Here is a 22,920-nt window from a genome sequence, read left to right on the forward strand (position 1 = left end):
CCGCGATTGTCTCCGAAGCTTTTCCCCTGGGCTGCGCGCTCAACCTTTTCCCTTGTCTGACCTCGCTCCCACCCCCACCCTGAAGATCGAATTTCCCGAATCGCTGCCGGTATCCGCGCGGCGCGAGGAGATCGCCGCTGCGATCCAGGCGCACCAGGTGGTGATCGTCTGCGGCGAAACCGGCTCGGGCAAGACCACGCAGCTGCCCAAGATCGCCCTGGCACTGGGGCGCGGCAAGCTCCATGCCCCGCCCGGCAAGGGCCGGCTGATCGGCCACACGCAACCGCGCCGCATTGCCGCCAGCTCGGTGGCCAAGCGCATCGCCGAGGAGCTGAAGACGCCGCTGGGCGAAGTGGTCGGCTTCAAGGTGCGCTTCCAGGACCGCTTGAGCCGCGACGCCTCGGTCAAGCTGATGACCGACGGCATCCTGCTGGCCGAGACCCAGACCGATCCGCTGCTCAAGGCCTACGACACGCTGATCATCGACGAGGCGCACGAGCGCTCGCTCAACATCGACTTCCTGCTGGGCTACCTGCGCGAGATCCTGCCGCGCCGGCCGGACCTGAAGGTGATCGTGACGTCGGCCACCATCGACGCCGATCGCTTTGCCCAGCATTTCGCCTCGAGCAAGGGTCCTGCGCCGGTCTTGATGGTGTCGGGACGCACTTTCCCCGTGGAGCAGCGCTACCGACCCTTTGAAGAGTCGCGCGACTACGACCTGAGCGACGCCATCGCCGACGGCGTGGACGAGCTGTGGCGCGACCCGCACAACGCGGGCGACATCCTGGTCTTCCTGCCCGGCGAGCGCGAGATCCGCGAGGCGGCCGACCACCTGCGGCGCCATCTGTCGCACCAGCCGGTGCTGCGCAACGCCGAGGTGCTGCCGCTCTTTGCCCGCCTCTCGCAGGCCGAGCAAGACCGCATCTTCGACAGCCACACGGGCCGGCGCATTGTGCTGGCCACCAACGTGGCCGAAACCTCGCTCACCGTGCCGGGCATCCGCTACGTGATCGACGCCGGCACGGCGCGCGTCAAGCGCTACAGCTTTCGCAGCAAGGTGGAGCAGCTCCTGGTGGAGCCGATCAGCCAGGCGGCGGCCAACCAGCGCGCCGGCCGCTGCGGCCGGGTGGCCAACGGCATCTGCATTCGCCTGTACGACGAGAAGGATTTCAACGGCCGGCCGCGCTTCACCGATCCCGAAATCCTGCGCAGCTCGCTGGCCGGCGTCATCTTGCGCATGAAGTCGCTGCACCTGGGTGACGTGGAGCAGTTCCCCTTTCTGGAAGCGCCTTCGCGCCGTGCCATTGCCGACGGCTACCAGTTGCTCAACGAACTGGGCGCCGTCGACGACGCCAATGTGCTCACGCCCATGGGCGCCGAGCTGGCGCGCCTGCCCCTGGACCCGCGCGTGGGCCGCATGATTCTGGAAGCCAGGTCGCGCAGCGCGCTGGAAGAGGTGCTGGTGATCGCCTCGGCCCTGTCGGTGCAGGACGTGCGCGACCGGCCCATGGACGCGCAGACCCAGGCCGACCAGCAGCATGCCAAGTTCGACGACGAGAAAAGCGAATTCAGCGGCTACCTGCGCCTGTGGAAGTGGATCGCGGAAGCCCGCGGCGGCCACGGAGAGACACACAAGCTCAGCAACCGCCAGTACGAGCAGCTCTTGCGCCAGAACTTCATCAACGTGCGCCGGGTGCGCGAATGGCGCGACATCCATTCGCAGCTGCTGACGGTGGTGACCGAGCACAAGTGGCGCCTCAACTCGCAGCCCGCGAGCTACGAGCAGCTGCACTTGTCGATGCTGTCGGGCCTGCTCGGCAACATCGGCTGGAAGCTGGAGGACGACGAGGCTTACCTGGGCGCGCGCGGCATCAAGTTCTACCGCCATCCGGGCGCGCACCTGAAGAAGAAGCCGGGCCGCTGGATCGTGGTGGCGGAGTTGGTGGAAACCACGCGCCTGTTCGGCCGCGGCATCGCCAACATCGAGCCGCAGTGGCTGGAACAGGTGGCCGGCCATCTGCTGAAGAAGCAGATGCTCGACCCGCACTGGGAGAAGAAGGGCGCCCAGGTGACGGCGCTGGAGCGCGCCACGCTCTACGGCCTGGTGGTCTACAGCGGCCGCCGGGTGGATTTCGGCAAGATCGATCCGGTCGCGGCGCGCGAGATCTTCATCCGCGAAGGGCTGGTGGCCGGCCAGTGGGAGAGCAAGCTGCCTTTCCTGGCCGCCAACCGCAAGCTCGTGCACGAGGTGGAAGCGCTGGAACACAAGGCGCGCCGCCAGGACGTGCTGGTGGACGACGAGCTGATCTACGCCTTCTACGATGCGCAGATTCCGGCCGACGTGGCCAACGGTGCGAGCATGGAGCGCTGGTGGCGCGAAGCCTCGCACGAGAAGCCACGCCTCTTGTTCCTGACGCGCGACGAACTGATGCGGCATCAGGCGGCCGGCATCACGACCCAGGCCTTTCCGCCGACGCTGCGCCTGGGCGGGGTGGATTGCGCTGCCACCTATCTGCACGAGCCGGGCGACCCGAAGGACGGGCTCACCGTCACCGTTCCGCTGTTCGTTCTCAACCAGGTGAGCGAGGAGCGCTGCGAGTGGCTGGTGACCGGCATGCTCAAGGACAAGATCCAGGCCCTGCTCAAGAGCCTGCCGCAGCGCCCGCGCTCGCGCCTGGTGCCCTTGCCGGAAACCGCGGCGCGCTACGCCGAGCAGCTGTCGGCGCCCGAGGCCTTTGGACTTGGCTCGCTCACCGATGCCGTGCTGAAGCTGGTGCGCGATGCCACCAGCCTTCAAGTTCCGCGCACCGACTTCAAGCTCGACATGCTGCCGCCGCACCTTTTCATGAACCTGCGAGTGGTGGACGAGCACGGCCGGCAGCTGGGTAGCGGGCGCAACCTCGGCGCGCTGAAGGCCGAACTGGGTGCGCAGGCGCGCGGCGCCTTCCAGGCGCTGGCCGGCATCCAGGTGAAGAAGTCGCCGCAGACGCCTGCGGCGGTGGCATCGGCGCCGCGCGGCGATGTGGGCGAGACGGCTGTCAAGCCCGAGTCATCAACGCCGGGCCTGCCGGCCGGCCAGCGCTACACCGCCTGGCGCTTTGGCGAACTGCCCGAACTGATGGAAGTGCGGCGCGGCGCGCAGTCGCTGGTCGGCTTCCCGGCACTGGTGGATGCGGGCGACGCCGTCACCATCGAGGTCTTCGACGAGCCCGACGTGGCCGCGGCCAAGCATCGCGCCGGCCTGCGGCGTCTCTTTGCGCTGCAGTTGAAGGACGCGCTCAAGTACCTGGAAAAGAACATCCCGGACCTGCAGAAGATGGCGGTGGCCTTCATGCCGCTGGGCACATTGGAAGAGCTGCGCGCCCAGATCATCGACGTGGCGCTGGACCGGGCCTTTCTGCAGTCGCCGCTGCCCACCGACGAGTTCGAGTTCAAGCGCCGCCTGGACGAAGGGCGCGGTCGGCTGACCTTGATCGCCAACGAGGTGGCACGCCTGGCCGGCGTGGTGCTGGCCGACTACGCCACGGCCGCGCGCAAGATCAAGGACACCAAGATCCAGCCCGAAGCCACGCAGGACGCGGCGCAGCAACTGCAGCGCCTGGTGGGCAAGCGCTTCGTGGTCGACACGCCCTGGAGCGCGCTGCAGCACTTCGCGCGCTACCTGAAGGCCATCACCCTGCGCCTGGACAAGCTGCGTGCCGACCCGGCGCGCGATGCCGCCAAGCTGGCGGAGCTGCGGCCCCAGGAGCAGCGCTACTGGCGTCTGGTGGCCGAGCGCAAGGGCGTGGTGGACGAGCGCATGAGCGAATTCCGCTGGCTGCTCGAGGAGCTGCGCGTGAGCTTCTTTGCGCAGGAACTGCGCACGCCCCAGCCCGTCAGCATCAAGCGGCTGGACAAGGCGTGGGCACAGCTGGGGCACTGAGGGACGCGCGGCGTGCCCCAAGTGCCAGTTTCGCTAGATGTGTCCAAGCAGCGCCAGGATGAGCACGATCAGCAGCACCAGGCCGACGCCGCCACTGGGCATGTAGCCCCAGCCACGGCTGTAGCCCCAGCTGGGCAGTGCGCCGATCAACAGCAGGATCAGCACGATCAGCAGGATCAACGACAAGGACATGAGGCTTCTCCGTTGTTGATGGATGCCCCATGGTGGCGGCGAGCCTGCCCGGCAGCTAGGGCATGCCGCGCCCTTCGTCGGTCAGGCGAGTCCTACCAATGGTGTCAGCCAAGCCGCTTTAGAGCTTGGCCAGCCGCTCCAGCGCGGTGTGGAGCGTCTCGTCCTTCTTGGCGAAGCAGAAGCGCACCACGCGCTGATCGAAGCCGTCGCCGTAGAAGGCCGACAGCGGAATGGCGGCCACGCCGATCTCGCTGGTGAGCCACAGGCAGAAGTCGGCTTCGCTCTTGTCGCTGACTTCGGAGATGTCCACGCACTGGAAGTAGGTTCCCTGGGCCGGCAGCAGCTTCAGGCGCGTCTTGGCCAGGCCTGCGGCGAACAGGTCGCGCTTGCGCTGGTAGAAGGCGGGCAGCTCCATGTAGGGCTTGCGGTCGGCCATGAAGGCCGCCAGCGCGTGCTGCATCGGCGTGTTGACGGTGAACACGTTGAACTGGTGCACTTTCCGGAATTCGGCCGTGAGCGGCGCCGGCGCCGCCACGTAGCCCACCTTCCAGCCGGTCACGTGATAGGTCTTGCCGAAGCTGCTGACGATGAAGCTGCGCGCCGCCAGGCCGGGGAAGGCGGCGGCGCTTTGATGACCGCCTTCGCCGTAGACCATGTGCTCGTAGACCTCGTCGCTGATGACGAACACGTCCGTCGGCGCCAGCAGTTCCTCGAGCTGGCGCATCTCGGCCGCGGTCCAGACGGTGGCACTGGGGTTGTGCGGCGTGTTGATGATGATCGCCCGCGTGCGCGATGTGAGCGCCGCGGCGATCTTGCCGAAGTCCGGCCGGAAGGTGCCTGGCGTCAGCGGCACCCGCACCACCTTGCCGCCGGCCAGGTCGATGTTGGGCACGTAGCTGTCGTAGCAGGGCTCCAGCACGATCACCTCGTCGCCCGGGCGCACGATCGCCAGGATGGCGGTGATGATGGCCTGGGTGGCGCCGGCGGTGACGGTGATCTCGTCGGCCGCGCGGTAGCGGTGGCCGTACAGCGCCTCGATCTTGGCCGATATGGCTTCGCGCAAGGCCGGGATGCCCGGCATCGGCGGGTACTGGTTGTGGCCAGCAGCCATGGCGGCCGTGACGTCTTCCAGAAGCTTCGGGTCGCAGCCGAAATCCGGGAAGCCCTGGCCCAGGTTGACCGCGTTCTTCTCGGCCGCCAGCTGCGACATCACGGTGAAGATGGTGGTGCCCACGGCGGGCAGCTTGGTGTCGATGGCGGGGGTACGGGCGCTCACGTTGCTCATCACGGTGCTTACAGGTCGTAGTCTTGATGGTGGCCGGAAAGGGCCTTGGCGATCAGGTGTCGGTCGAGCCGGTCGGACAGCAGCTCGGCAAAGCGGAACACGAAGTTGCGCAGGTAGGCGCTCTTCTTGAAGGCCACGCGCGCGATGTTCTGGCCGAACACGTGGCCCATGGGGCGCACCACCAGGTCGGCGTTGGAATCGTCGCGCACCGCCATCTCGGCCACGATGCCCACGCCCAGGCCCAGGCGCACATAGGTCTTGATGACGTCGGAGTCGATGGCCTCCAGCGCGATGCGCGGCGTCAGCTTCTTCTGCGCAAAGGCATGGTCGATGCGTGTGCGGCCGGTGAACGACGGGTGGTAGGTGATGATCGGCTCGGCCGCCAGGTCTTCGAGCGAGATGCGTTCGCGCTCGGCCAGTGGGTGGTCCTTGGGCAGCACCAGCACGTGCTGCCATTCGTAGCAGGGCAGGGTGACCAGATCCGGGTAGTCGCCCAGCGATTCGGTGGCGATGCCGATCTCGGCCACCTCGTCGAGCACCATGCGCGCCACCTGGTCGGGCGAGCCCTGGTGCAGGCTGACGTTGACCTTGGGATAAGCCTCGCGCAGCTTGGCCACCGGCACCGGCAGCACGTAGCGTGCCTGGGTGTGCGTGGTGGCAATCGACAGGGTGCCGCTGTCCTGTGCGCTGAACTGCTCGCCGATGCGGCGCAGGTTGCCCACCTCGCGCATGATCAGCTCGATGCTGGCGATCACGTGCTGGCCCGGCTCTGTCACACGCTTGAGACGCTTGCCGTGGCGGGCGAAGATTTCCACGCCCAGCTCTTCTTCCAGTTCGATGATGGCCTTGGACACGCCCGGCTGGGAGGTGTGCAGCGCCTTGGCCGCTTCGGTCAGGTTCAGGTTGCGGCGCACGGCTTCCTGAACAAATTTGAACTGGTGCAAATTCATAACGATTCCGTCTTTCTTTGGCAATCATTATGCCTTCGGAATCTATCGAATGAGCCGCGAGGTCTCAATTTTCGAGCGCGATCCGGGCCAGCGCCTCGATCAGTTCGGGCGTCTCGCCCACGGCCGGACGCAGGCGCAGGGCCAGCTCTGGACGCGCCTCGCGCATCGCGTCGATGAGGCGCGGAAGGTCTTCCCGCAGGTGCTTGCCCACGCCCAGAAAGATAGGCAGCACGTCGACGGCCTGCACGCCGGCGCCGGCCAGTTCATCGACCGCCGTGGACAGGTCCGGCGTGGCGGCCTCCAGGTAGGCGCAGCGCACGGCGACATCCGGTGCCAGCGCGCCGATGCGCGCCGCCACCGCCTCCACCGGTGCGCGCCAGCGCGCATCGCGCGAGCCGTGTGCAAACAGCACGATGCCGCGGAACGTCTTCATGGGCGCGCGCCTATCGGCGTATCACCAGCCAGCCGAAGGCTGCCAGCGACATCAGCGAATAGATCAGCCCCGGCGCGGCCGAGGTCAGCATCGGCGGCCAGTTGCCCAGGTTGCCGATGTAGCCGAACACGTTGTTCAGCAGGAAGAAGCTGATGCCGATCATCACGCCGCCGAACACGTAGGTCGTGATGCCGCTCTGTCTGAAGTGCAGGTAGGCGAAAGGCAGCGCCAGCACCACCATCACCAGGCAGGACAAGGGGTAGAACACCTTGCGCCAGAACTCGATCTCGTAGCGCTGCGCGGTCTGGCCGTTGGCGTCGAGGTGGCGCACATATTCGAACAGGGCGGCCGTGCTCATGCGGTCCGGCTTGAGCAGCGCCACCGAGACCATCTCGGTGGTCAGCGAGCTGGGCCAGGTGAAGCTGGGCATGCTCACGATCTCGATGCGCGCGCCGTCTGCCGGCCCTCGCGTCTTGTAGCTCTGGCGCTCCACCTGCGAGAGATGCCACTCGCCGTCCTTGGTAATGCGCGCCGACTGCGCGCTGGTCAAGCCGCTGAGAAAGCCGCGATCGTCGAACTCGAAGATGCGCGGGTTCGCCAGGCTGCCGTCGCGCGAAATCGACGCCACGTTCACCGCATAGGACTTGTCGCCCTCTTTTTCCTTGAGCCAGGCGCCGGTGGAGCCGGAGCTGGAATAGATGCCCTTGTAGCGTGTCTGCACGAGCTGCGACACGCGGTCGGCGGCCGGCGTCAAGTAGTCGCCGATGGCGAAGGTGAGGAACACGAAGCCGATCCCCAGTACCAGCAGGGTGCGCAGCGCCCGCCAGGGCCCCAGGCCGCTGGTGCGAAGGATGGTGTATTCGGAGCTTTGGGCGAGCCGCGCCATCACGAAGATGGTGCCGATCAAGACGGCAATGGGCAGCAACTCGTACAGGTGGTTGGGAATCAGCAAGGCCACGAGCAGCAGCGCCTGCGGCACGCCATAGCCCAGTGCGTCGTCCTTGCCGAGGGACTGCAGTTCGTCGACGAAGTCGAAGAAGAAGAACAGGCACAGAAAGCCCAGGGTGACGAAGCCCACGGACTTGAGCACCTCGCTGTAGATCAGTCGACGGATGGTTTTCACGATTGCGCCTTGGCGATGACGGGCGCCAGGCGCGGCCGCGGCAACGCCAGGCTCCAGTTGTAGTGGCGCTTGGCCAGCCACAGCAGCGTGCCCACCAGCACGCCGCCATGCAGCAGCACCAGGTAGGCCGCCAGCCCGAACTGCCCCGAGCCGACCCAGCTCTCGCCCAGGTTGAGAAGGTTGTAGTAGATGACGAAGGCAAAGAGCGCGAACAGCATGCTGCCGCTGCGCCCCACGCGGGGATTGACGCTGGTCACGGCAAGCGCCAGCAAGACGAAGTTGATGGCTGCCAGCAGCATGCCGATGCGCCAGCTGAACTGCCCCAGGTGGGGCGGCGTTGGATTGCGCAGCAGATCCAGCGTGGGACGCACGCGCGGGCGCTCGGAGCGCGGCACGCTGCCCTTGGAGCTGCCGCCGACCTTGGCGCCATAGACATCGAATTCGCTGATCTGCAGTTCCGACTTGTCGAGCGGACGCTCCAGCCGCTGGCCATTGCGCAGCATCAGGTAGCGGGTCTGGTCGATGGTCTCGATCTTGCCGGTCTGGGCAGAGGTGACGATCTGCGTGTCGCGCTCCACTTCGGACACGAAGATGTTGGAGGCCGTGGTGCCGTCAGCCGTGTCCTTGTCGATGAAGAACACGCGGTTGCGGCCCGGCGATTCCTGGAACTCGCCCGGCGCCACGCGGTCGAGGTCGCCGCGGCTCTGGTAGCGGTCGCGCATGCCCTGGGTCTGCGAGTTGGCCCAGGGCCAGCCCACCAGGGCCAGCACCGCGATCAGGATCAGGATCGGCCAGGAGAACTGGAACAGCGGTCGGATAAAGTTGCCCAGCCCCTGGCCGCTGGAGAACCAGATCACCATCTCGCTGTCGCGGTACATGCGCGACAGCGTGGACACGATCGCGATGAACAGGCACAGGCTGAGGATGGTGGGCAGGTAGCCCAGCGAGGTATAGGACAGGACCAGGAACACCTCGGACGGATTCACGCTGCCCTTGGCGGCAAGGCGCAGCGTGCGGATCAGCATCATCGTCACCACGATGGTGAAGAGCACGACGAAGGTCGCGCCGAAGCTGCGTGACAGTTCCTTGCGCAGGGAGGATTGGAATAACATCGACACAGAGAAAAGAAAAAGATTATGGACTTTCAACTTAAGACCCTCACTCTTTCTCGGGCTGTGGCCGAAAAGGCCGACGCATTGATCGTCCTTTTTGCCGACGGCGCCATTGCCGGGCAGGACCCGCTGGCCCGCCTGGCCAGCGAGGCCCGCAAGGCGGGCGACCTGCCCGACAAGGCCGGCAAGACCCTCGCCCTTTACAAGCCGCTGGCAGGCGCATCGCGCAGCGTGGTGCTGGCTTCGTTGGGCGACGGCAAGCCGGCCTCGGTGCGCAGCGCCGTGCTGGCCGCCGTCGGCGCCGCGAAGGCCGGCAAGCCCAAGCGCCTGGCCATCGTGTTCGCCCAGGCACCCGATGCCGCCGGCCTGCGCGCGGCGGTGCTGGCGGCGTCCGAGGCCTGCTACGTCTACCTCACCACCACCTCCAAGGCCGAGCCCAACAGCGTGCGCGACGTGCTGGTGGGCGTGGCCGACGCGCCGGCGCTGAAGGCCGCCTTCGACGAGGCCGTGGCCACCGCGACCGGCATCGAGTTCGCCAAGGAGTGGGGCAACCGTCCCGCCAACCATTGCACGCCCACCGTCCTGGCCGACGCCGCGCGCGGCCTGGGCAAGCTGCCGAAGATCAAGTGCGAGGTGCTGGACCACAAGGACATCGTCAAGCTGGGCATGGGCGCCTTCGCCGGCGTGGCCCAGGGCGCCAGCGAGCCGCTGCGCTTCATTGTGCTGAACTACAACGGCGGCCCCAAGGGCGAAGCGCCGGTGGTGCTGGTGGGCAAGGGCATCACCTTCGACACCGGCGGCGTCTCGCTCAAGCCGGCGGCCGAGATGGACGAGATGAAGTTCGACATGTGCGGCGCCGCCAGCGTGCTGGGCGTGTTCCGTGCGCTGGGCGAACTGCAGCCGGCGCTCAACGTGGTCGGCCTGATTCCGGCGTGCGAGAACATGAACGACGGCAAGGCGATCAAGCCGGGCGACGTGCTCAAGAGCATGAGCGGCCAGACCATCGAGGTGCTCAACACCGATGCCGAAGGCCGCCTGATCCTGTCCGACGCGCTCACCTATGCCAAGCGCTTCTCGCCGGCCGCGGTGATCGACATCGCCACCCTGACCGGCGCCTGCGTGATCGCGCTGGGCGGGGTGCGCAGCGGCCTGTTCTCGGCCGACGATGCGCTGGCCAGTGCGCTCGAGAAGGCCGGCGAGGCATCGCTGGACCGCTGCTGGCGCATGCCGCTGGACGATGAATACAGCGAAGGCTTGAAGAGCAACTTTGCCGACATGGCCAACGTGGCCGGCCGCGCCGGCGGTGCGGTGACTGCGGCGAAGTTCCTGCAGAAGTTCGCGCTCGACTACCCGTGGGCGCATCTGGACATTGCGGGCACCGCCTGGAAGAGCGGTGCGGCCAAGGGCTCGACCGGCCGGCCGGTGGGCCTGCTGCTGTCCTACCTGCTGGAGCGCGCTGCCGGCACTGCAGGCGCTGCAAGTGGAAGGGCCAAGCAGCCGGCGGGCAAGAAGACGGGCCGCAAGGCGCGGTCGGCAGCGTGACCGAGATCGAGTTTCGCTTCAACCTGCCCGACCGGCTGGACTACGCCTGCCGCCTGCTGCGCAAGGGCGTGCTGCAAGGCGGTGCAAAGCTGGTCGTCACCGGCGAGCCGGCCGCGCTGGAGGCCGTCGATGCCGCGCTCTGGCAGGCAACGCCGACCGATTTCCTGGCGCACTGCCGCGCGGATGCGCCGGCGCAGGTGCTGCAGCGCTCGCCGGTGGTGCTGGCGACGGCGGCCGATGGCGCCTTGCCGCATCGCTCGGTGCTGGTGAACCTGGGGCACGAGATTCCGTCCGGCTTCGAGCGCTTCGAGCGGCTGATCGAACTGGTGGGCGGCGACGAGGCCTCGCGCGGCGCCGGCCGGGCGCGCTGGCGCCACTACAAGGACCGGGGCTATGGCATTCGCCATCAGGACCCCTTCGCGAGCCCGGCGGGAGGCAATGCCTGATGGCCAGTTCCAACCGTACGCCGCCGCGTTTCGTTCCCACCTTGACCACGGTGGTCGAGATTCCGCCCGAACTGCCGGTCGAGCCGCCGGCAGAGACGCCGACACAGACGCCGCTCGCATCGCCGGCCGAGCCGGCCAGCGGCGGCAACTTGTTCGAGGACTTCAACTTCGGCGCCATCGTCCGCGCCGCCCCGGCGCCGGCCCCGCGTGCAGCGGCCGCGATGAAGGTGTCGGAAGAAGACGCCTTCAGGCTCGAAGAGCAACTGCTGCACCGCGTCCTGCAGCGCGTCGACTTCTCGCTGGAAGAGCGCCTGACCGACACCGTCTCGGCGGCAGTGCAGCGCCAGCTCGATGCCATGCTGCCGAAGTTGCGCAGCGAAATCGAGGCTGTTTTGCGCGCGCTCGTGGTCGAAGCGCTGGCCCAGGAACTATCGGAAACCCCAGGGTCTACGCCGCCTTTTGGACCCCCTTCCTTGGGCTAAACTGCGCCGCATTCTTTGGCGCGAGGGCGCTAACGAATTGGCGCGGCGCGGAAATTGCTCCGTCAATGCGCCCGGTCTCACGACCGGTTGTTTTTGGTCTCTCTAATTCTTTCTATATCCACCCTGGAGGTTTCCCATGCAATTGAAATGGACAGCAGTAGCTCTGGCAGCATTGACGCTCGTGGCTTGCGGCAAGAAGGAAGAAGCCGCTGCGCCGGCCTCTGCGCCAGCGCCCACTGCGGCAGCGCCTGCGGCTGCGCCTCCCGCTGCAACCCTCGTCGTGAAGATCGGCCACGTCGGCCCCACCAGCGGTGCCATTGCCCACCTGGGCAAGGACAACGAGCTGGGCGCCAAGATGGCGATCGAAGACCTGAATGCCAAGGGCGTGAAGATCGGCGACAAGGTTGCCAAGTTCGAACTGCTGGCTGAAGACGATGCCGCCGACCCCAAGCAGGGCACGGCCGTCGCGCAGAAGCTGGTCGACAGCAAGGTCAACGGTGTGGTCGGTCACCTGAATTCGGGCACCACCATCCCGGCTTCCAAGCTGTACAGCGACGCCGGCATCCCGCAGGTTTCGCCTTCGGCGACCAACCCCAAGTACACCCGCCAGGGCTTCAAGACCACCTTCCGCGTGGTGGCTGACGACACCCAACTGGGCGGCACGCTCGGCAAGTACGCCGTCGAAACGCTCAAGGGCAAGAACATCGCCGTGATCGATGACCGCACCGCCTATGGCCAGGGCGTCGCCGAAGAATTCGAGAAGGCCGCCAAGGCCGCCGGCGCCAACATCGTCGGCCACGAGTTCACCACCGACAAGTCGACCGACTTCAACGCCATCCTGACCAAGCTCAAGGGCGAGAAGCCCGACGTGCTGTTCTTCGGCGGCATGGACGCCGTCGGCGGCCCGATGCTCAAGCAGGTCAAGCAGCTGGGCATGAACGTCAAGTTCATGGGCGGCGACGGCCTGTGCACGGGCGAGCTGGCCAAGCTGGCCGGCGATGCCGTGGGCGAAGAGATGGTCGTGTGCGCCGAAGCCGGCGGCGTTGAAGGTGACTTCAAGCAGCCGATGGAAGACTTCAAGACCAAGTTCAAGGCCAAGAACGGCGTGGACGTGCAGATCTATGCACCCTACGTCTACGACGCCGTGATGGTGTTGGCTGAAGCCATGGTCAAGGCCGGTTCGGCCGAACCCGAGAAGTACCTGCCCGAAGTGAGCAAGGTTCAGTACAAGGGCATCACCGGCCCGATCACCTTCGACGAGAAGGGCGACATCAAGAACGGCGCCCTGACGCTCTACACCTACAAGGGTGGCCAGCGTACGCAGATCGCCGTGGTGCGCTGAGCATCAGTTGATGGACGAGGGGCCGCGCGGCTCCTCCAAAAAAGAAAGGGCCTTCGGGCCCTTTTTTCTTTTGTGAGTGCCTGGCTGAGCCGGCCTACCAGAACTTCCACCAGGGGCGGCCGGGCTGGTACTCGGTCGTGACCGGCGCCAGATCGAGGTAGGCGCTGTCGCGCAAGCGGCGCCGCTGCTCGACCTCGAAGGTCTGCGCCACGCCGAAGGCCTCGCGCTCGCCCCGCAGCGCCCGCGCGCGCCAGTGGTGCGCCAGTTGCGCCAGGTCGCTGTCGTTGAAATCGGAAGGATTGGGTGTCAGGTTGCTCATCACGTCGGTCCTCGCCGCCAAAGCATAGCCTAGGGCCTGTTCACAGGCCCTAGCGAAGCTCGATCAGGTCTGTGACGATGCCGTTCTGGTCCACGGTGCATTTCAACCGGCGACCGGTGCTGGTGTTGGTCAGGCGCACCTCGTACAGATCGGCCGAAGTGGTGATGGCGGAGCCGTCAACACGGAAGGTGTCGGCGGGCTGCTTGAAGCGGCGCGCGGCCGCGGCGGCGCAGTCGTTCTGTCCTTGGGGCGTGGCCTGGCTGCCAGGGGTGCTGACGGTGCAGGCCGCAAGAAGACAGCAAAAGGCGGCGGTCGTCGTCGTCGAATGGCGAAGGCGCATGGGGCTCCGAAGAGGTTGGGGAGCACCGAACATACAACAAAGAACAAAGCCCCGGCAGGCGGGGCTTGGTCGGGGCAGGGGCGCGGAGGAGGCAGGCGCCCGATCAGCGCGATCAGTGCGTTTGGCGGCTGGGCGACTGCTGGGTGTAGGCCCGCAGCACGTGCGTCAGGCCATGGTAGACGCGCAGCAGTTCCGTGCGGGTCCGAAACAGCATGGCCGGTGCGCGGCGATACCAGCGCAGCTTGAACTGGCGCAGGCGCTGGCGGTCGCCGATGGTGCTGGAAAGACCGGTGTCCGAAGGGCAGGGCAGCGGCGTCACCATGCGCAGGCGCAGGCCCATCATGCTGGCCCGCTCCAGGGCATGGTCGTAGGGCAGTTGCATGGGCAGCAGCTTGTCGACCAGCACCTGGGCAGCGCGACGGCTGAAGAGGATGCTGTTGGAATTCATTAGGCGCGACAGCGGCACGGCGAGTTCATAGGCGCCGAAGAGCTTGCCGATGCGTACCGGCGTGCCGGAGTGGAAGCTGGAGAGCTTCACGATGTCCCATTGCTCGCCGGTGTCCATGAGCCGCTGCAGCAGGGGCTTGAAGTCGGGCGGGAAGTCCGCGTCATCCTCCAGCACCAGCGCAAAGTCCCCGGGGCCTGCCAGGAAGGCGTGCAGCGCCTTGATATGGGACAGGTAGCAGCCCAGTTCCGCCGCGTTCAGCTCCTTGCCGTGCGCCTTGCGATAGCTGGGCACGCACACGTCCGGGCAAGCGAACGGATCGAGCTTGGCGCCTTCGACTGCACTGATGCGTTCCCATGCCAGGCCGGCGCCAGCCAGGCGCGCTTGCATGACTTGAAGGCGATCCGGAGAGCGATCGAGATTGATGACGAAGGTTTGCAGGCAGGCAGGACTGTTCACGGGCAGCATTTCCATGGGACGAGACTGGAAATTTAGGCACCGTGGATGAACCGCTCATGAACGAGCGCGGTGCCAATGCAGCGCCTGTGCAGCGCCTGTGCCGGCTTTGCCGGCAACCAAGAACCCGAGAGGGGTCAACAGGCTGTGGTGACCCGTTGTTAACTTGGGTTGCCTTTATTTGGCGGAGCAGGCGGGATTCGAACCCGCGGTGGGCTATTAACCCACACACGCTTTCCAGGCGTGCGACTTAAACCACTCATCCACCGCTCCGAAGCCTTCGATTCTAGCATTGCGCAATGGGGCGGGAACGGATCAGGTGGTCATCGCTGCGCCACACAGCATGTCTCCAATTCGTCCTCTTGCAACTGACCCATCTCGATCGGAGATCCCCGCGATGCAACGAAGAAGTCTTCTGCTGGCCGGCGCCTCGCTGGCGGCGGTTCAAAGGGCGATGGCGCAGGCCGCGCCGGCCGTCATCACGCGCGACGGTGCGCGGCCGCAGTTTTCGCACGGCGTGCAAAGCGGCGATCCGACGGCGCAGCAGGCCCTGGTGTGGACGCGCAGCGACCGCCCCGCGCGCATGTGGGTGGAATGGTCCACCACCGCCAGCTTCAGCAACGCCGCCCGCGTGCGTGGCCCCTATCTGCTGGAAGACACGGATTTCACCGGTCGGCTCGACCTGGCCCAGCTGCCGGACGGCCAGGAAGTGTTCTATCGCGTGCTGCTGCAGGACCTGCGCAACGAGCGCATGTTCTCCGAGCCGATGGCGGGCCACCTGCGGCTGCCGTCCGTGCGCCAGCCGCGCAACATCCGATTCGTCTGGAGCGGCGACACCGCGGGCCAGGGCTTCGGCATCAACGAGGGCTGGGGCGGCATGAAGATCTACGAGCAGATGCGCCGGCAGAACCCGGACTTCTTCCTGCACAGCGGCGACACCATCTATGCCGACGGCCCGATCGCCAAGGAGGTGAAGCTGGGCGACGACACCTTGTGGACCAATGTGGTCACCGAGGAAGTCAGCAAGGTTGCCGAGACGCTCGGCGAGTTCCGCGGCCGCTACCGCTACAACCTGATGGACGCCAATGTGCGCCGCATGGCAGCCGAGGTGCCGCAGATCTGGCAGTGGGACGACCACGAAGTCACCAACAACTGGTCCGATTCCAAGGACCTGTCGGGCGACAAGCGCTACACCGAGAAGAACGCGCCCTTGCTCACGGCGCGCGCCACCCGCGCCTTCCTGGAATATGCGCCGCTGCGCCAGGGCAGCGATCAGGAACGCGAGCGCGTTTACCGCCAGCTGCCGCAAGGGCCGCTCCTGGACATGTTCGTGATCGACATGCGCAGCTACCGCGGACCGAACACCCACAACATGCAGGCCGGCGAGAGCCCCGAGACTGCCTTCCTGGGGCGCCCGCAGATCGCGTGGCTGCTCGACGGGCTGAAGCGCTCCAAGTCGGTGTGGAAGGTGATCGCGGCCGACATGCCGCTGGGCCTGCAGGTGCCCGATGGCAAGGATGGCGACGGCAAGCCCCGTTGGGAAGCAGTGGCCAACGGCGACGACGGCAGGCCGGCGGGGCGCGAACTGGAGATCGCCTACCTGCTGCGCGAGATCAAGCGTGCCGGCATCCGCAACGTGGTGTGGCTGACGGCCGATGTGCACTACACGGCGGCCCACTTCTACGACCCCGCAAAGGCCAGCTTCAGCGATTTCTCGCCCTTCTGGGAATTCGTTTCGGGCCCGCTCAACGCCGGCAGCTTCGGCCCCAACGCGCCGGACAACAGCTTCGGCCTGCAGGTGGTCTACCAGAAGGCGCCACCGGCGGCCAACACGCCGCCCACCGCCGGCTTCCAGTTCTTCGGCCAGGTGGACATCGACGCCAGGACGCGCGCCATGACCGTGACGCTGAAGGATCTGGAAGGCGCCGCGCTCTACACCAAGACCTTGGCGCCCCAGCGCGCTTGAGGGCGCGCTTGAGGGCGCGTCAGGCCGCGCTGGCCGGCTTGCCGGCCTGCACCATGCGCATGGCCGAGGCGATCAGCGAGGCCGTCTCGGTCATGTTGCTCGGCACGATCAGGGTGGAGGTCGCATCCGCCGCCACCTTGCTGTAGGCGTCGACCGCGCGCTCGGCCACCTTGAGCTGCACCGCCTGCTCGCCGCCGGGCTGGCGGATGGCGGCGGCAATGCGCTCGATGGCGCCGGCCGTCGCTTCCGCCACCGCCGAGATGGCCGCAGCCTCGCCCTGGGCGTTGTTGATCTGGGCCTGCTTCTCGCCCTCCGAGCGGGCGATGAAGGCTTCGCGCTCGCCGGTGGCGATGTTGATCTGCTCCTGCCGGCGGCCTTCGGAGGCCGCGATCAGCGCGCGCTTCTCGCGCTCGGCGGTGATCTGGCGCTGCATGGCGTGCAGGATTTCCTTGGGCGGCGTCAGGTCTTTGATCTCGTAGCGCAGCACCTTCACGCCCCAGTTGAGCGCCGCCTCGTCGATGGCCGCGACCACCTGGGCGTTGATCACATCGCGCTCCTCGAAGGTCTTGTCCAGCTCCAGCTTGCCGATCACGCTGCGCAGCGAGGTCTGGGCCAGCTGGGTCACGGCAATGATGTAGTTGGACGAGCCGTAGCTGGCGCGCATCGGATCGGTCACCTGGAAGTACAGGATGCCGTCCACCTGCAGCTGCGTGTTGTCGCGCGTGATGCAGACCTGGCTGGGCACATCGAGCGGAATCTCCTTCAGGCTGTGCTTGTAGGCCACCTTGTCGATGAAGGGAATGAGGAAATTGGCCCCGGGCGACATCGTGCCGTGGTACTTGCCCAGGCGCTCGCGCACCCAGGCGTTCTGCTGCGGCACGAACTTGACCGACTGGCTGATGAAGATGACGGCGATGACCAGGATGACGGCTGCGGCTTCCATGCTGCTTCTTTCTTGATGTTGTTCAAATCTTGTCGACCACCAGCCGGTTGCCGACCACTTCGGCAACCCGGTGCGGTCCGGTGCTGGGCGTGACGCCGGGCCGGCTCACCGCCGTCCACTGCGCGCCGCGCAGCCGCACGCTGGCGGTGCCGTCGGCGTTCCAGGCCTCGATGTGCACCTGCTCGCCGATGTCCAGGTTCAGGTCGCGGTTGGCCCCGGCGGGCGGCGGCGCCGGCCGCTTGCGCCGAACCAGGTACCAGCTGAGCACCGCGCCCACGCCGACCAGCGCCGCCACCACCAGCTGGGTCGACAGCCCGGCCCCGGTGTGGGCGGCGAGGGCCGCCGCGGCAAAACCGGCGCTGAGCAGGAGCAGGTAGATGGTGCCCGACAGCAGTTCGAGCACGATGGCGCCGCCGGCGATCAGCCACCAGACGGTGGAATTGGCCATTTGAATGTCCTGTTGGAAACGAACGGCGCGATTTTGCGTCAAAAGCGCCAGCAGTCCGGTCATCTGAATTCCGTACACTTCCGCCTCCCCATTTGCTCAGTTTCCAGTTCGGAGCACGCCCGCCATGAAATTCCGCTTCCCGATCGTCATCATCGACGAGGACTACCGCTCCGAAAACACTTCGGGGCTGGGCATCCGTGCCCTGGCCCAGGCCATCGTGGCCGAGGGCTTCGAGGTGCTGGGCGCCACCAGCTACGGCGACCTGAGCCAGTTCGCCCAGCAGCAAAGCCGCGCCAGCGCTTTCATCCTGTCGATCGACGACGAGGAATTCACGGTCGGCCCCGACCTGGATCCGGCGGTGCTGAGCCTGCGCACCTTCATCGAGGAAGTGCGCCGCAAGAACACGGACGTGCCGATCTACATCTACGGCGAGACCAAGACCAGCCGCCACCTGCCCAACGACATCCTGCGCGAGCTGCACGGCTTCATCCACATGTTCGAGGACACGCCGGAGTTCGTGGCGCGCCACATCATCCGCGAGGCCAAGAGCTACCTGGAAGGCGTGCAGCCGCCGTTCTTCAAGGCGTTGATCGACTACGCGGAAGACGGCTCCTATTCCTGGCATTGCCCGGGCCACTCCGGCGGCGTGGCTTTCCTGAAGAGCCCGGTGGGCCAGATGTTCCATCAGTTCTTCGGCGAGAACATGCTGCGTGCCGACGTCTGCAATGCGGTGGAAGAGCTCGGCCAGTTGCTGGACCACACCGGCCCGGTGGCGGCCAGCGAGCGCAACGCGGCGCGCATCTTCAACGCCGACCACTGCTTCTTCGTGACCAATGGCACCAGCACCAGCAACAAGATGGTGTGGCACCACACGGTGGCGCCGGACGACGTGGTGGTGGTGGACCGCAACTGCCACAAGTCGATCCTGCACGCGATCATCATGACCGGCGCGATTCCGGTGTTCATGAAGCCCACGCGCAACCACTTCGGCATCATCGGCCCGATCCCCAAGAGCGAGTTCGAGCAGAGCGCCATCAAGGAAAAGATCCGCGCCAATCCGCTGCTCGCGCACGTGGATGCCGACAAGGTCAAGCCGCGGGTGATGACGATCACCCAGTCCACCTACGACGGCGTGCTCTACAACACCGAGACCATCAAGACCATGCTCGACGGGTACGTCGACACCTTGCACTTCGACGAGGCCTGGCTGCCGCACGCGGCCTTCCATCCCTTCTATGGCACCTACCACGCCATGGGCAAGCGGCGCGAGCGCACCAAGGACTCACTGGTATTCGCCACCCAGTCCACGCACAAGCTGCTGGCCGGCATCAGCCAGGCCAGCCACGTGCTGGTGCAGGATTCGGTGAATCGCGAACTGGACCGCGACCTCTTCAATGAGGCCTACCTGATGCACTCGTCCACCAGCCCGCAGTACGCGATCATCGCAAGCTGCGACGTGGCGGCAGCCATGATGGAGCCGCCCGGCGGCACTGCACTGGTGGAAGAAAGCATTCTCGAAGCGCTGGACTTCCGCCGCGCCATGCGCAAGGTGGAAGACGAGTTCGGCAAGGACGAATGGTGGTTCAAGGTCTGGGGCCCCGAGCGCCTTGTCGAGGAAGGCATTGGCCGCGCAGACGACTGGATCATCAAGGGCGAGGCGCGCACGGCCAAGTGGCACGGCTTCGGCAACCTGGCCGACGGCTTCAACATGCTCGACCCGATCAAGTCGACCATCGTCACGCCCGGCCTGGACCTGAACGGCAAGTTCGCCAAGACCGGCATCCCGGCCAGCATCGTCACCAAGTTCCTGGCGGAGCATGGCGTGATCGTGGAGAAGACGGGCCTGTACAGCTTCTTCATCATGTTCACCATCGGCATCACCAAGGGCCGCTGGAACACACTCTTGACGGCGCTGCAGCAGTTCAAGGACGACTACGCGCGCAACCAGCCGATGTGGCGGATCCTTCCGGAGTTCTGCCAGGCGCATCCGGGTTACGAGCGCCTGGGCCTGCGTGACCTGTGCCAGCACGTGCATGAGCTGTACGCCAAGTTCGATGTGGCGCGCCTGACCACCGAGATGTACCTGAGCGACCTGACGCCGGCCATGAAGCCCAGCGACGCCTACGCCCACATCGCCCACCGCAAGACCGAGCGGGTGGAGATCGACGAGCTGGAAGGCCGCATCACCACCAGCCTGATCACGCCGTACCCGCCCGGCATTCCGCTCCTGATCCCGGGCGAGGTCTTCAACAAGAAGATCGTCGATTACCTCAAGTTCGCGCGGCAGTTCAACCAGGAGTGCCCGGGCTTCGAGACGGACATCCACGGGCTCGTGGCCAAGGTGGATGGGACGGGGAAGAAGCGTTACTACGCGGATTGCGTCCGGGCGGGCTGAGTCAGCCCAGGCGCAGCGCCATCACGCCGGCGAGGATGACCAAGGTGCCGGCTGCGCGCTGCCAGCCGAAGGACTCGCGCAGGAACAAGGTCCCAATCAGCGCCGCGAACAGCACCGAGGTTTCGCGCAGGGCCGCCACCACCGCGACTGGCGCGCGCGTCATGGCCCACAGCGCGATGCCATAGCTGCCCAGCGAGGCCACGGTGCCCATCAGGGCCACCGGCCAGCGTCCCTTCATGTAGGCCAGCGCGGCCAGGCGCCGCCCGGGGCGGCGCCACAGCACCAGCAGCAGGAAGGGAATGCCGTCGAACAGGAACAGGCCCGCCACGTAGGCGGTGGCGTTCCCTGAAAGGCGCACGCCGATGCCGTCGATCACGGTGTAGATGGCGATGATGGCAGCGTTCGCCAGCGCAAAGCCCAATGCCTTCCCGCGGTGCGCATCGCCTTCGACGTGCATCGCCGAGTGCGACAGGCCCAGGGTCACCACGCCGACGCACAGCACCGCCACGCCGATCCATGCCCGGCTCGACAGCGCCTCGCCGATGAAGGCCAGGCTGCCCAGCGCCACCAGCAGCGGCGCGCTGCCGCGCATCAGCGGGTAGGTCAGGCCCAGGTCGCCGTACTTGTAGGCGCCTGCCAGCGCGATGTAGTAGCCCAGGTGGATGGTCAGCGAGGCGGCCATATAGGGCCAGGCCGCAGGCTCGGGCAGGCCTGCGACCAGGAGCAGCGGAATGGCGACGAAGAATCCCAGGCTGTGGACCAGGGCGGTGTCCAGCGCCTTGTCCTGCCCGGCCTTGATGAAGGCGTTCCAGCCGGCGTGCAGGAAGGCACCGCACAGCACGGCCAGCAGGACCGGGACGCTCACGCCGCCACGCGCCGGGTGGCGGGGCCGCCCTTGGCCTGCTGCACGGGCGCGTTCTTCTTGCGGTAGTACTCGAGCGTGCGCTCGCGGCTATTCATCACGTGCTGGAACATCGCCTGGCCGGCGGCTTCCGGGTCGCCGGCGGCAATGGCCTTGACGATCTGCTTGTGCTCGCGCGTGAACACCGCCATCGACTCGGGCGTCAGGTTCTGCCGGCGAAACAGCGATAGCTCGTTGACCAGCTTGCGGTAGGTGGCGGTGAGCTTGGCGTTGTCCGCCAGCTCCAGCAGCCGGTCGTGAAACTTGAGGTTGAAGCGGTGGTAGTCGGGCGCGTTGCTGCCCTTGACGGCCTGGTCCATGGCATCGACCAGCTGGCGCAGCTCCTTGACCTGGGCACTGCTGATGCCCTGGGCCAGCTTGCGGCCCACGTACAGGTCCATCACCGCCCGCACCTCGAAGATATCGAGCGCCTCTTCCAGGGGCACGTCGCGCACGAACACACCGCGGTTCTTGATGGTGCGCACCAGGCCGGATTCCTCCAGCATGCGGAAGGCTTCGCGCACCGGGCCGCGCGACACGCCGAGCCGGTCGGCCAGGGTCGATTCAGTCAGCTTGGCACCGGACTGGAGTTCGCCCTCCAGGATCATGCGTTCGATTTCCGCCTGCACCAGATTCGTGAGCGAATTGCGCTGAAGCTGGGCGATGGCGGGGTGGCTGGAGGTCGTTGTGGCCATGTCGCAGATCGTAGGTTGTCGCTTGCAGATTGTCTACGATCTACAAAGCCTTGACGTGGGCCCCGATTTTGCTTTGCAGATAAGTCATGAAGATGACTTCTGGCGAAGCCACATTTCCTGTCTTTCGAACACAAGGAGTCCGCACAATGACCTGCACGAAAACCATCGTGGCCGCCGTACTCGGCCTGGCCCTGTCGGGCGCCGCGCTGGCGCAGAAGACCCAGCTCACCGTCTACACCGCACTGGAGACGGACCAGCTCAAGGCCTACCAGGAAGCCTTTAACAAGGTGGAACCGAACATTGAGATCAAGTGGGTGCGCGACTCCACCGGCGTCGTCACCGCCAAGCTCCTGGCCGAGAAGGCGAATCCGCAGGCCGACGCGGTCTGGGGCGTGGCCGCCTCCAGCATGGCGCTGTTCGACAAGAACGGCATGCTCGAGCCCTACGCGCCGCTGAACCTCGACGCGATCATGCCGCAGTACCGTGACAAGAAGTCGCCGCCGGCCTGGTGGGGCATGGACGTGTTCGGCGCGGTGGTCTGCGTCAACACGGTGGAGGCCAAGAAGAAGAACATCCCGATCCCGACCAGCTGGAAGGACCTGACCAAGCCCGAGTTCAAGGGCCAGGTGGTGATGCCCAACCCGGCTTCCTCGGGCACCGGCTATTTCGACGTGGTGGCCTGGCTGCAGCTGTGGGGCGACGAGGCTGGCAAGGGCGGCGGCTGGAAGTACATGGACGCGCTGCACCAGAACATCGCCCAGTACACCCATTCGGGCTCCAAGCCCTGCAACATGGCGGCGGCCGGCGAGTACGTGGCCGGCATCTCCTTCGAATACCGTGGCCACACCAACAAGGCCAAGGGCGCACCGATCGAGCTGGTGTTCCCCGTCGAAGGCCTGGGCTGGGACCTGGAAGCCTTCGGCATCTATAAGGGCACCAAGAAGCTGGATGCGGCAAGGAAGCTGGCCGACTGGGCCTCGTCCAAGGACGCCATGAAGCTCTACGGCAAGAACTTTGCGCTCACCGCCCAGCCTGGCGTGGCGCCCAAGCTGCCCAACATCCCGGCCGACTACGAGGCGCGCCTGATCAAGGTGAACTTCGACCAGGCCGCCACCGCCCGCGAGCGCACCCTGGCCGAATGGACGCGTCGCTACGACGCCAAGAGCGAAGCCAAGAAGTAAAA

Annotated in this window: 21 protein-coding genes and 1 tRNA gene; 8 read left to right on the plus strand and 14 right to left on the minus strand. The window is 66.3% G+C overall.

Annotation, left to right across the window (positions count from 1 at the left end; all coding sequences use genetic code 11):
* Positions 1 to 79: 79 nt before the first annotated feature.
* Positions 80 to 3,922, plus strand: a complete 3,843-nt coding sequence (gene hrpA, locus ACIPRI_RS15340; RefSeq protein ID WP_446622457.1) for an ATP-dependent RNA helicase HrpA — start codon at positions 80 to 82, stop codon at positions 3,920 to 3,922.
* Between the two features lie 33 nt (positions 3,923 to 3,955).
* Here the strand turns inward: hrpA and ACIPRI_RS15345 are convergent, their stop codons facing one another.
* The 6 genes from ACIPRI_RS15345 to lptF form a co-directional block, all read right to left on the minus strand.
* Positions 3,956 to 4,114, minus strand: coding sequence for a DUF3309 family protein (locus ACIPRI_RS15345; protein ID WP_446622314.1), 159 nt, complete (start codon positions 4,112 to 4,114; stop codon positions 3,956 to 3,958).
* Between the two features lie 118 nt (positions 4,115 to 4,232).
* A complete protein-coding gene (locus ACIPRI_RS15350; RefSeq protein WP_446622315.1) occupies positions 4,233 to 5,399 on the minus strand; it encodes a pyridoxal phosphate-dependent aminotransferase in 1,167 nt (388 codons plus the stop codon).
* Positions 5,400 to 5,407: 8 nt separating this feature from the next.
* Positions 5,408 to 6,349 (minus strand): CysB family HTH-type transcriptional regulator, encoded by a 942-nt coding sequence (locus ACIPRI_RS15355; RefSeq protein WP_446622316.1) that lies wholly within the window; start codon positions 6,347 to 6,349, stop codon positions 5,408 to 5,410.
* 64 nt (positions 6,350 to 6,413) lie between these two features.
* Positions 6,414 to 6,782 carry a sirohydrochlorin chelatase gene (locus ACIPRI_RS15360; RefSeq protein ID WP_446622317.1) on the minus strand — a complete coding sequence of 123 codons (369 nt, stop codon included), beginning with the start codon at positions 6,780 to 6,782 and terminating at the stop codon, positions 6,414 to 6,416.
* A 10-nt stretch (positions 6,783 to 6,792) separates the two neighbouring features.
* On the minus strand, positions 6,793 to 7,905 hold the full coding sequence (gene lptG / locus ACIPRI_RS15365; protein WP_446622318.1) for an LPS export ABC transporter permease LptG: 1,113 nt from the start codon (positions 7,903 to 7,905) through the stop codon (positions 6,793 to 6,795).
* On the minus strand, positions 7,902 to 9,017 hold the full coding sequence (lptF, locus tag ACIPRI_RS15370; RefSeq protein WP_446622319.1) for an LPS export ABC transporter permease LptF: 1,116 nt from the start codon (positions 9,015 to 9,017) through the stop codon (positions 7,902 to 7,904). Before lptF ends, lptG begins: the two co-directional genes overlap by 4 nt.
* Before the next feature lie 24 nt (positions 9,018 to 9,041).
* Between lptF and ACIPRI_RS15375 the strand changes: the two genes are divergently transcribed.
* The 4 genes from ACIPRI_RS15375 to ACIPRI_RS15390 all read left to right on the plus strand — a co-directional run bounded on the left by ACIPRI_RS15375 (position 9,042) and on the right by ACIPRI_RS15390 (position 12,829).
* Positions 9,042 to 10,559 (plus strand): leucyl aminopeptidase, encoded by a 1,518-nt coding sequence (locus ACIPRI_RS15375; RefSeq protein WP_446622320.1) that lies wholly within the window; start codon positions 9,042 to 9,044, stop codon positions 10,557 to 10,559.
* Positions 10,556 to 11,005: a DNA polymerase III subunit chi gene (locus tag ACIPRI_RS15380; RefSeq protein ID WP_446622321.1), complete on the plus strand. Its 450-nt coding sequence runs from the start codon at positions 10,556 to 10,558 to the stop codon at positions 11,003 to 11,005. Before ACIPRI_RS15375 ends, ACIPRI_RS15380 begins: the two co-directional genes overlap by 4 nt.
* The gene (locus ACIPRI_RS15385) at positions 11,005 to 11,487 is read left to right on the plus strand and encodes a hypothetical protein (protein WP_446622322.1); all 483 of its coding nucleotides are present in this window, start codon (positions 11,005 to 11,007) and stop codon (positions 11,485 to 11,487) included. The genes ACIPRI_RS15380 and ACIPRI_RS15385 overlap by 1 nt, the downstream gene beginning before the upstream one ends.
* A 136-nt stretch (positions 11,488 to 11,623) precedes the next feature.
* Positions 11,624 to 12,829, plus strand: a complete 1,206-nt coding sequence (locus tag ACIPRI_RS15390; RefSeq protein WP_446622323.1) for a branched-chain amino acid ABC transporter substrate-binding protein — start codon at positions 11,624 to 11,626, stop codon at positions 12,827 to 12,829.
* Between the two features lie 94 nt (positions 12,830 to 12,923).
* On the opposite strand, the gene ACIPRI_RS15395 is transcribed toward ACIPRI_RS15390, so the two are convergent.
* The 4 genes from ACIPRI_RS15395 to ACIPRI_RS15410 form a co-directional block, all read right to left on the minus strand.
* A complete protein-coding gene (locus ACIPRI_RS15395) occupies positions 12,924 to 13,148 on the minus strand; it encodes a hypothetical protein (protein WP_446622324.1) in 225 nt (74 codons plus the stop codon).
* A gap of 49 nt (positions 13,149 to 13,197) precedes the next feature.
* Positions 13,198 to 13,488 (minus strand): hypothetical protein, encoded by a 291-nt coding sequence (locus ACIPRI_RS15400; protein WP_446622325.1) that lies wholly within the window; start codon positions 13,486 to 13,488, stop codon positions 13,198 to 13,200.
* A gap of 112 nt (positions 13,489 to 13,600) precedes the next feature.
* Positions 13,601 to 14,392 carry a glycosyltransferase family 25 protein gene (locus ACIPRI_RS15405; protein ID WP_446622326.1) on the minus strand — a complete coding sequence of 264 codons (792 nt, stop codon included), beginning with the start codon at positions 14,390 to 14,392 and terminating at the stop codon, positions 13,601 to 13,603.
* 179 nt (positions 14,393 to 14,571) lie between these two features.
* Positions 14,572 to 14,662 (minus strand) — tRNA-Ser (locus ACIPRI_RS15410).
* 124 nt (positions 14,663 to 14,786) lie between these two features.
* Here ACIPRI_RS15410 and ACIPRI_RS15415 point away from each other — a divergent pair.
* Positions 14,787 to 16,355, plus strand: coding sequence for an alkaline phosphatase D family protein (locus ACIPRI_RS15415; protein WP_446622327.1), 1,569 nt, complete (start codon positions 14,787 to 14,789; stop codon positions 16,353 to 16,355).
* 19 nt (positions 16,356 to 16,374) lie between these two features.
* On the opposite strand, the gene ACIPRI_RS15420 is transcribed toward ACIPRI_RS15415, so the two are convergent.
* Positions 16,375 to 17,298: an SPFH domain-containing protein gene (locus tag ACIPRI_RS15420; RefSeq protein ID WP_446622328.1), complete on the minus strand. Its 924-nt coding sequence runs from the start codon at positions 17,296 to 17,298 to the stop codon at positions 16,375 to 16,377.
* A 22-nt stretch (positions 17,299 to 17,320) separates the two neighbouring features.
* A complete protein-coding gene (locus ACIPRI_RS15425) occupies positions 17,321 to 17,746 on the minus strand; it encodes an NfeD family protein (protein ID WP_446622329.1) in 426 nt (141 codons plus the stop codon).
* Between the two features lie 124 nt (positions 17,747 to 17,870).
* Here ACIPRI_RS15425 and ACIPRI_RS15430 point away from each other — a divergent pair, with 124 nt between their 5' ends.
* The gene (locus ACIPRI_RS15430) at positions 17,871 to 20,141 is read left to right on the plus strand and encodes an Orn/Lys/Arg family decarboxylase (RefSeq protein WP_446622330.1); all 2,271 of its coding nucleotides are present in this window, start codon (positions 17,871 to 17,873) and stop codon (positions 20,139 to 20,141) included.
* A 1-nt stretch (position 20,142) separates the two neighbouring features.
* Here the strand turns inward: ACIPRI_RS15430 and ACIPRI_RS15435 are convergent, their stop codons facing one another.
* Positions 20,143 to 21,006: an EamA family transporter gene (locus ACIPRI_RS15435; protein ID WP_446622331.1), complete on the minus strand. Its 864-nt coding sequence runs from the start codon at positions 21,004 to 21,006 to the stop codon at positions 20,143 to 20,145.
* Positions 21,003 to 21,737, minus strand: a complete 735-nt coding sequence (locus ACIPRI_RS15440) for a phosphonate utilization associated transcriptional regulator (RefSeq protein ID WP_446622332.1) — start codon at positions 21,735 to 21,737, stop codon at positions 21,003 to 21,005. Before ACIPRI_RS15440 ends, ACIPRI_RS15435 begins: the two co-directional genes overlap by 4 nt.
* A gap of 146 nt (positions 21,738 to 21,883) precedes the next feature.
* Between ACIPRI_RS15440 and ACIPRI_RS15445 the strand changes: the two genes are divergently transcribed.
* Positions 21,884 to 22,918, plus strand: coding sequence for a putative 2-aminoethylphosphonate ABC transporter substrate-binding protein (locus ACIPRI_RS15445; RefSeq protein ID WP_446622333.1), 1,035 nt, complete (start codon positions 21,884 to 21,886; stop codon positions 22,916 to 22,918).
* Positions 22,919 to 22,920: the final 2 nt, after the last annotated feature.

Source organism: Variovorax sp. LARHSF232 (assembly GCF_052871435.1).

Excerpts from the sequence above, each read along its gene's own strand:
- ACIPRI_RS15415 (WP_446622327.1), top strand. The coding sequence starts at position 14,787 with ATGCAACGAAGAAGTCTTCTGCTGGCCGGCGCCTCGCTGGCGGCGGTT.
- ACIPRI_RS15395 (WP_446622324.1), bottom strand. The coding sequence starts at position 13,148 with ATGAGCAACCTGACACCCAATCCTTCCGATTTCAACGACAGCGACCTG.
- ACIPRI_RS15400 (WP_446622325.1), bottom strand. The coding sequence starts at position 13,488 with ATGCGCCTTCGCCATTCGACGACGACGACCGCCGCCTTTTGCTGTCTT.
- ACIPRI_RS15360 (WP_446622317.1), bottom strand. The coding sequence starts at position 6,782 with ATGAAGACGTTCCGCGGCATCGTGCTGTTTGCACACGGCTCGCGCGAT.
- lptF (WP_446622319.1), bottom strand. The coding sequence starts at position 9,017 with ATGTTATTCCAATCCTCCCTGCGCAAGGAACTGTCACGCAGCTTCGGC.
- ACIPRI_RS15375 (WP_446622320.1), top strand. The coding sequence starts at position 9,042 with ATGGACTTTCAACTTAAGACCCTCACTCTTTCTCGGGCTGTGGCCGAA.
- ACIPRI_RS15390 (WP_446622323.1), top strand. The coding sequence starts at position 11,624 with ATGCAATTGAAATGGACAGCAGTAGCTCTGGCAGCATTGACGCTCGTG.
- ACIPRI_RS15445 (WP_446622333.1), top strand. The coding sequence starts at position 21,884 with ATGACCTGCACGAAAACCATCGTGGCCGCCGTACTCGGCCTGGCCCTG.
- ACIPRI_RS15355 (WP_446622316.1), bottom strand. The coding sequence starts at position 6,349 with ATGAATTTGCACCAGTTCAAATTTGTTCAGGAAGCCGTGCGCCGCAAC.
- ACIPRI_RS15385 (WP_446622322.1), top strand. The coding sequence starts at position 11,005 with ATGGCCAGTTCCAACCGTACGCCGCCGCGTTTCGTTCCCACCTTGACC.
- ACIPRI_RS15420 (WP_446622328.1), bottom strand. The coding sequence starts at position 17,298 with ATGGAAGCCGCAGCCGTCATCCTGGTCATCGCCGTCATCTTCATCAGC.
- ACIPRI_RS15425 (WP_446622329.1), bottom strand. The coding sequence starts at position 17,746 with ATGGCCAATTCCACCGTCTGGTGGCTGATCGCCGGCGGCGCCATCGTG.
- ACIPRI_RS15350 (WP_446622315.1), bottom strand. The coding sequence starts at position 5,399 with ATGAGCAACGTGAGCGCCCGTACCCCCGCCATCGACACCAAGCTGCCC.
- ACIPRI_RS15440 (WP_446622332.1), bottom strand. The coding sequence starts at position 21,737 with ATGGCCACAACGACCTCCAGCCACCCCGCCATCGCCCAGCTTCAGCGC.
- ACIPRI_RS15345 (WP_446622314.1), bottom strand. The coding sequence starts at position 4,114 with ATGTCCTTGTCGTTGATCCTGCTGATCGTGCTGATCCTGCTGTTGATC.
- ACIPRI_RS15430 (WP_446622330.1), top strand. The coding sequence starts at position 17,871 with ATGAAATTCCGCTTCCCGATCGTCATCATCGACGAGGACTACCGCTCC.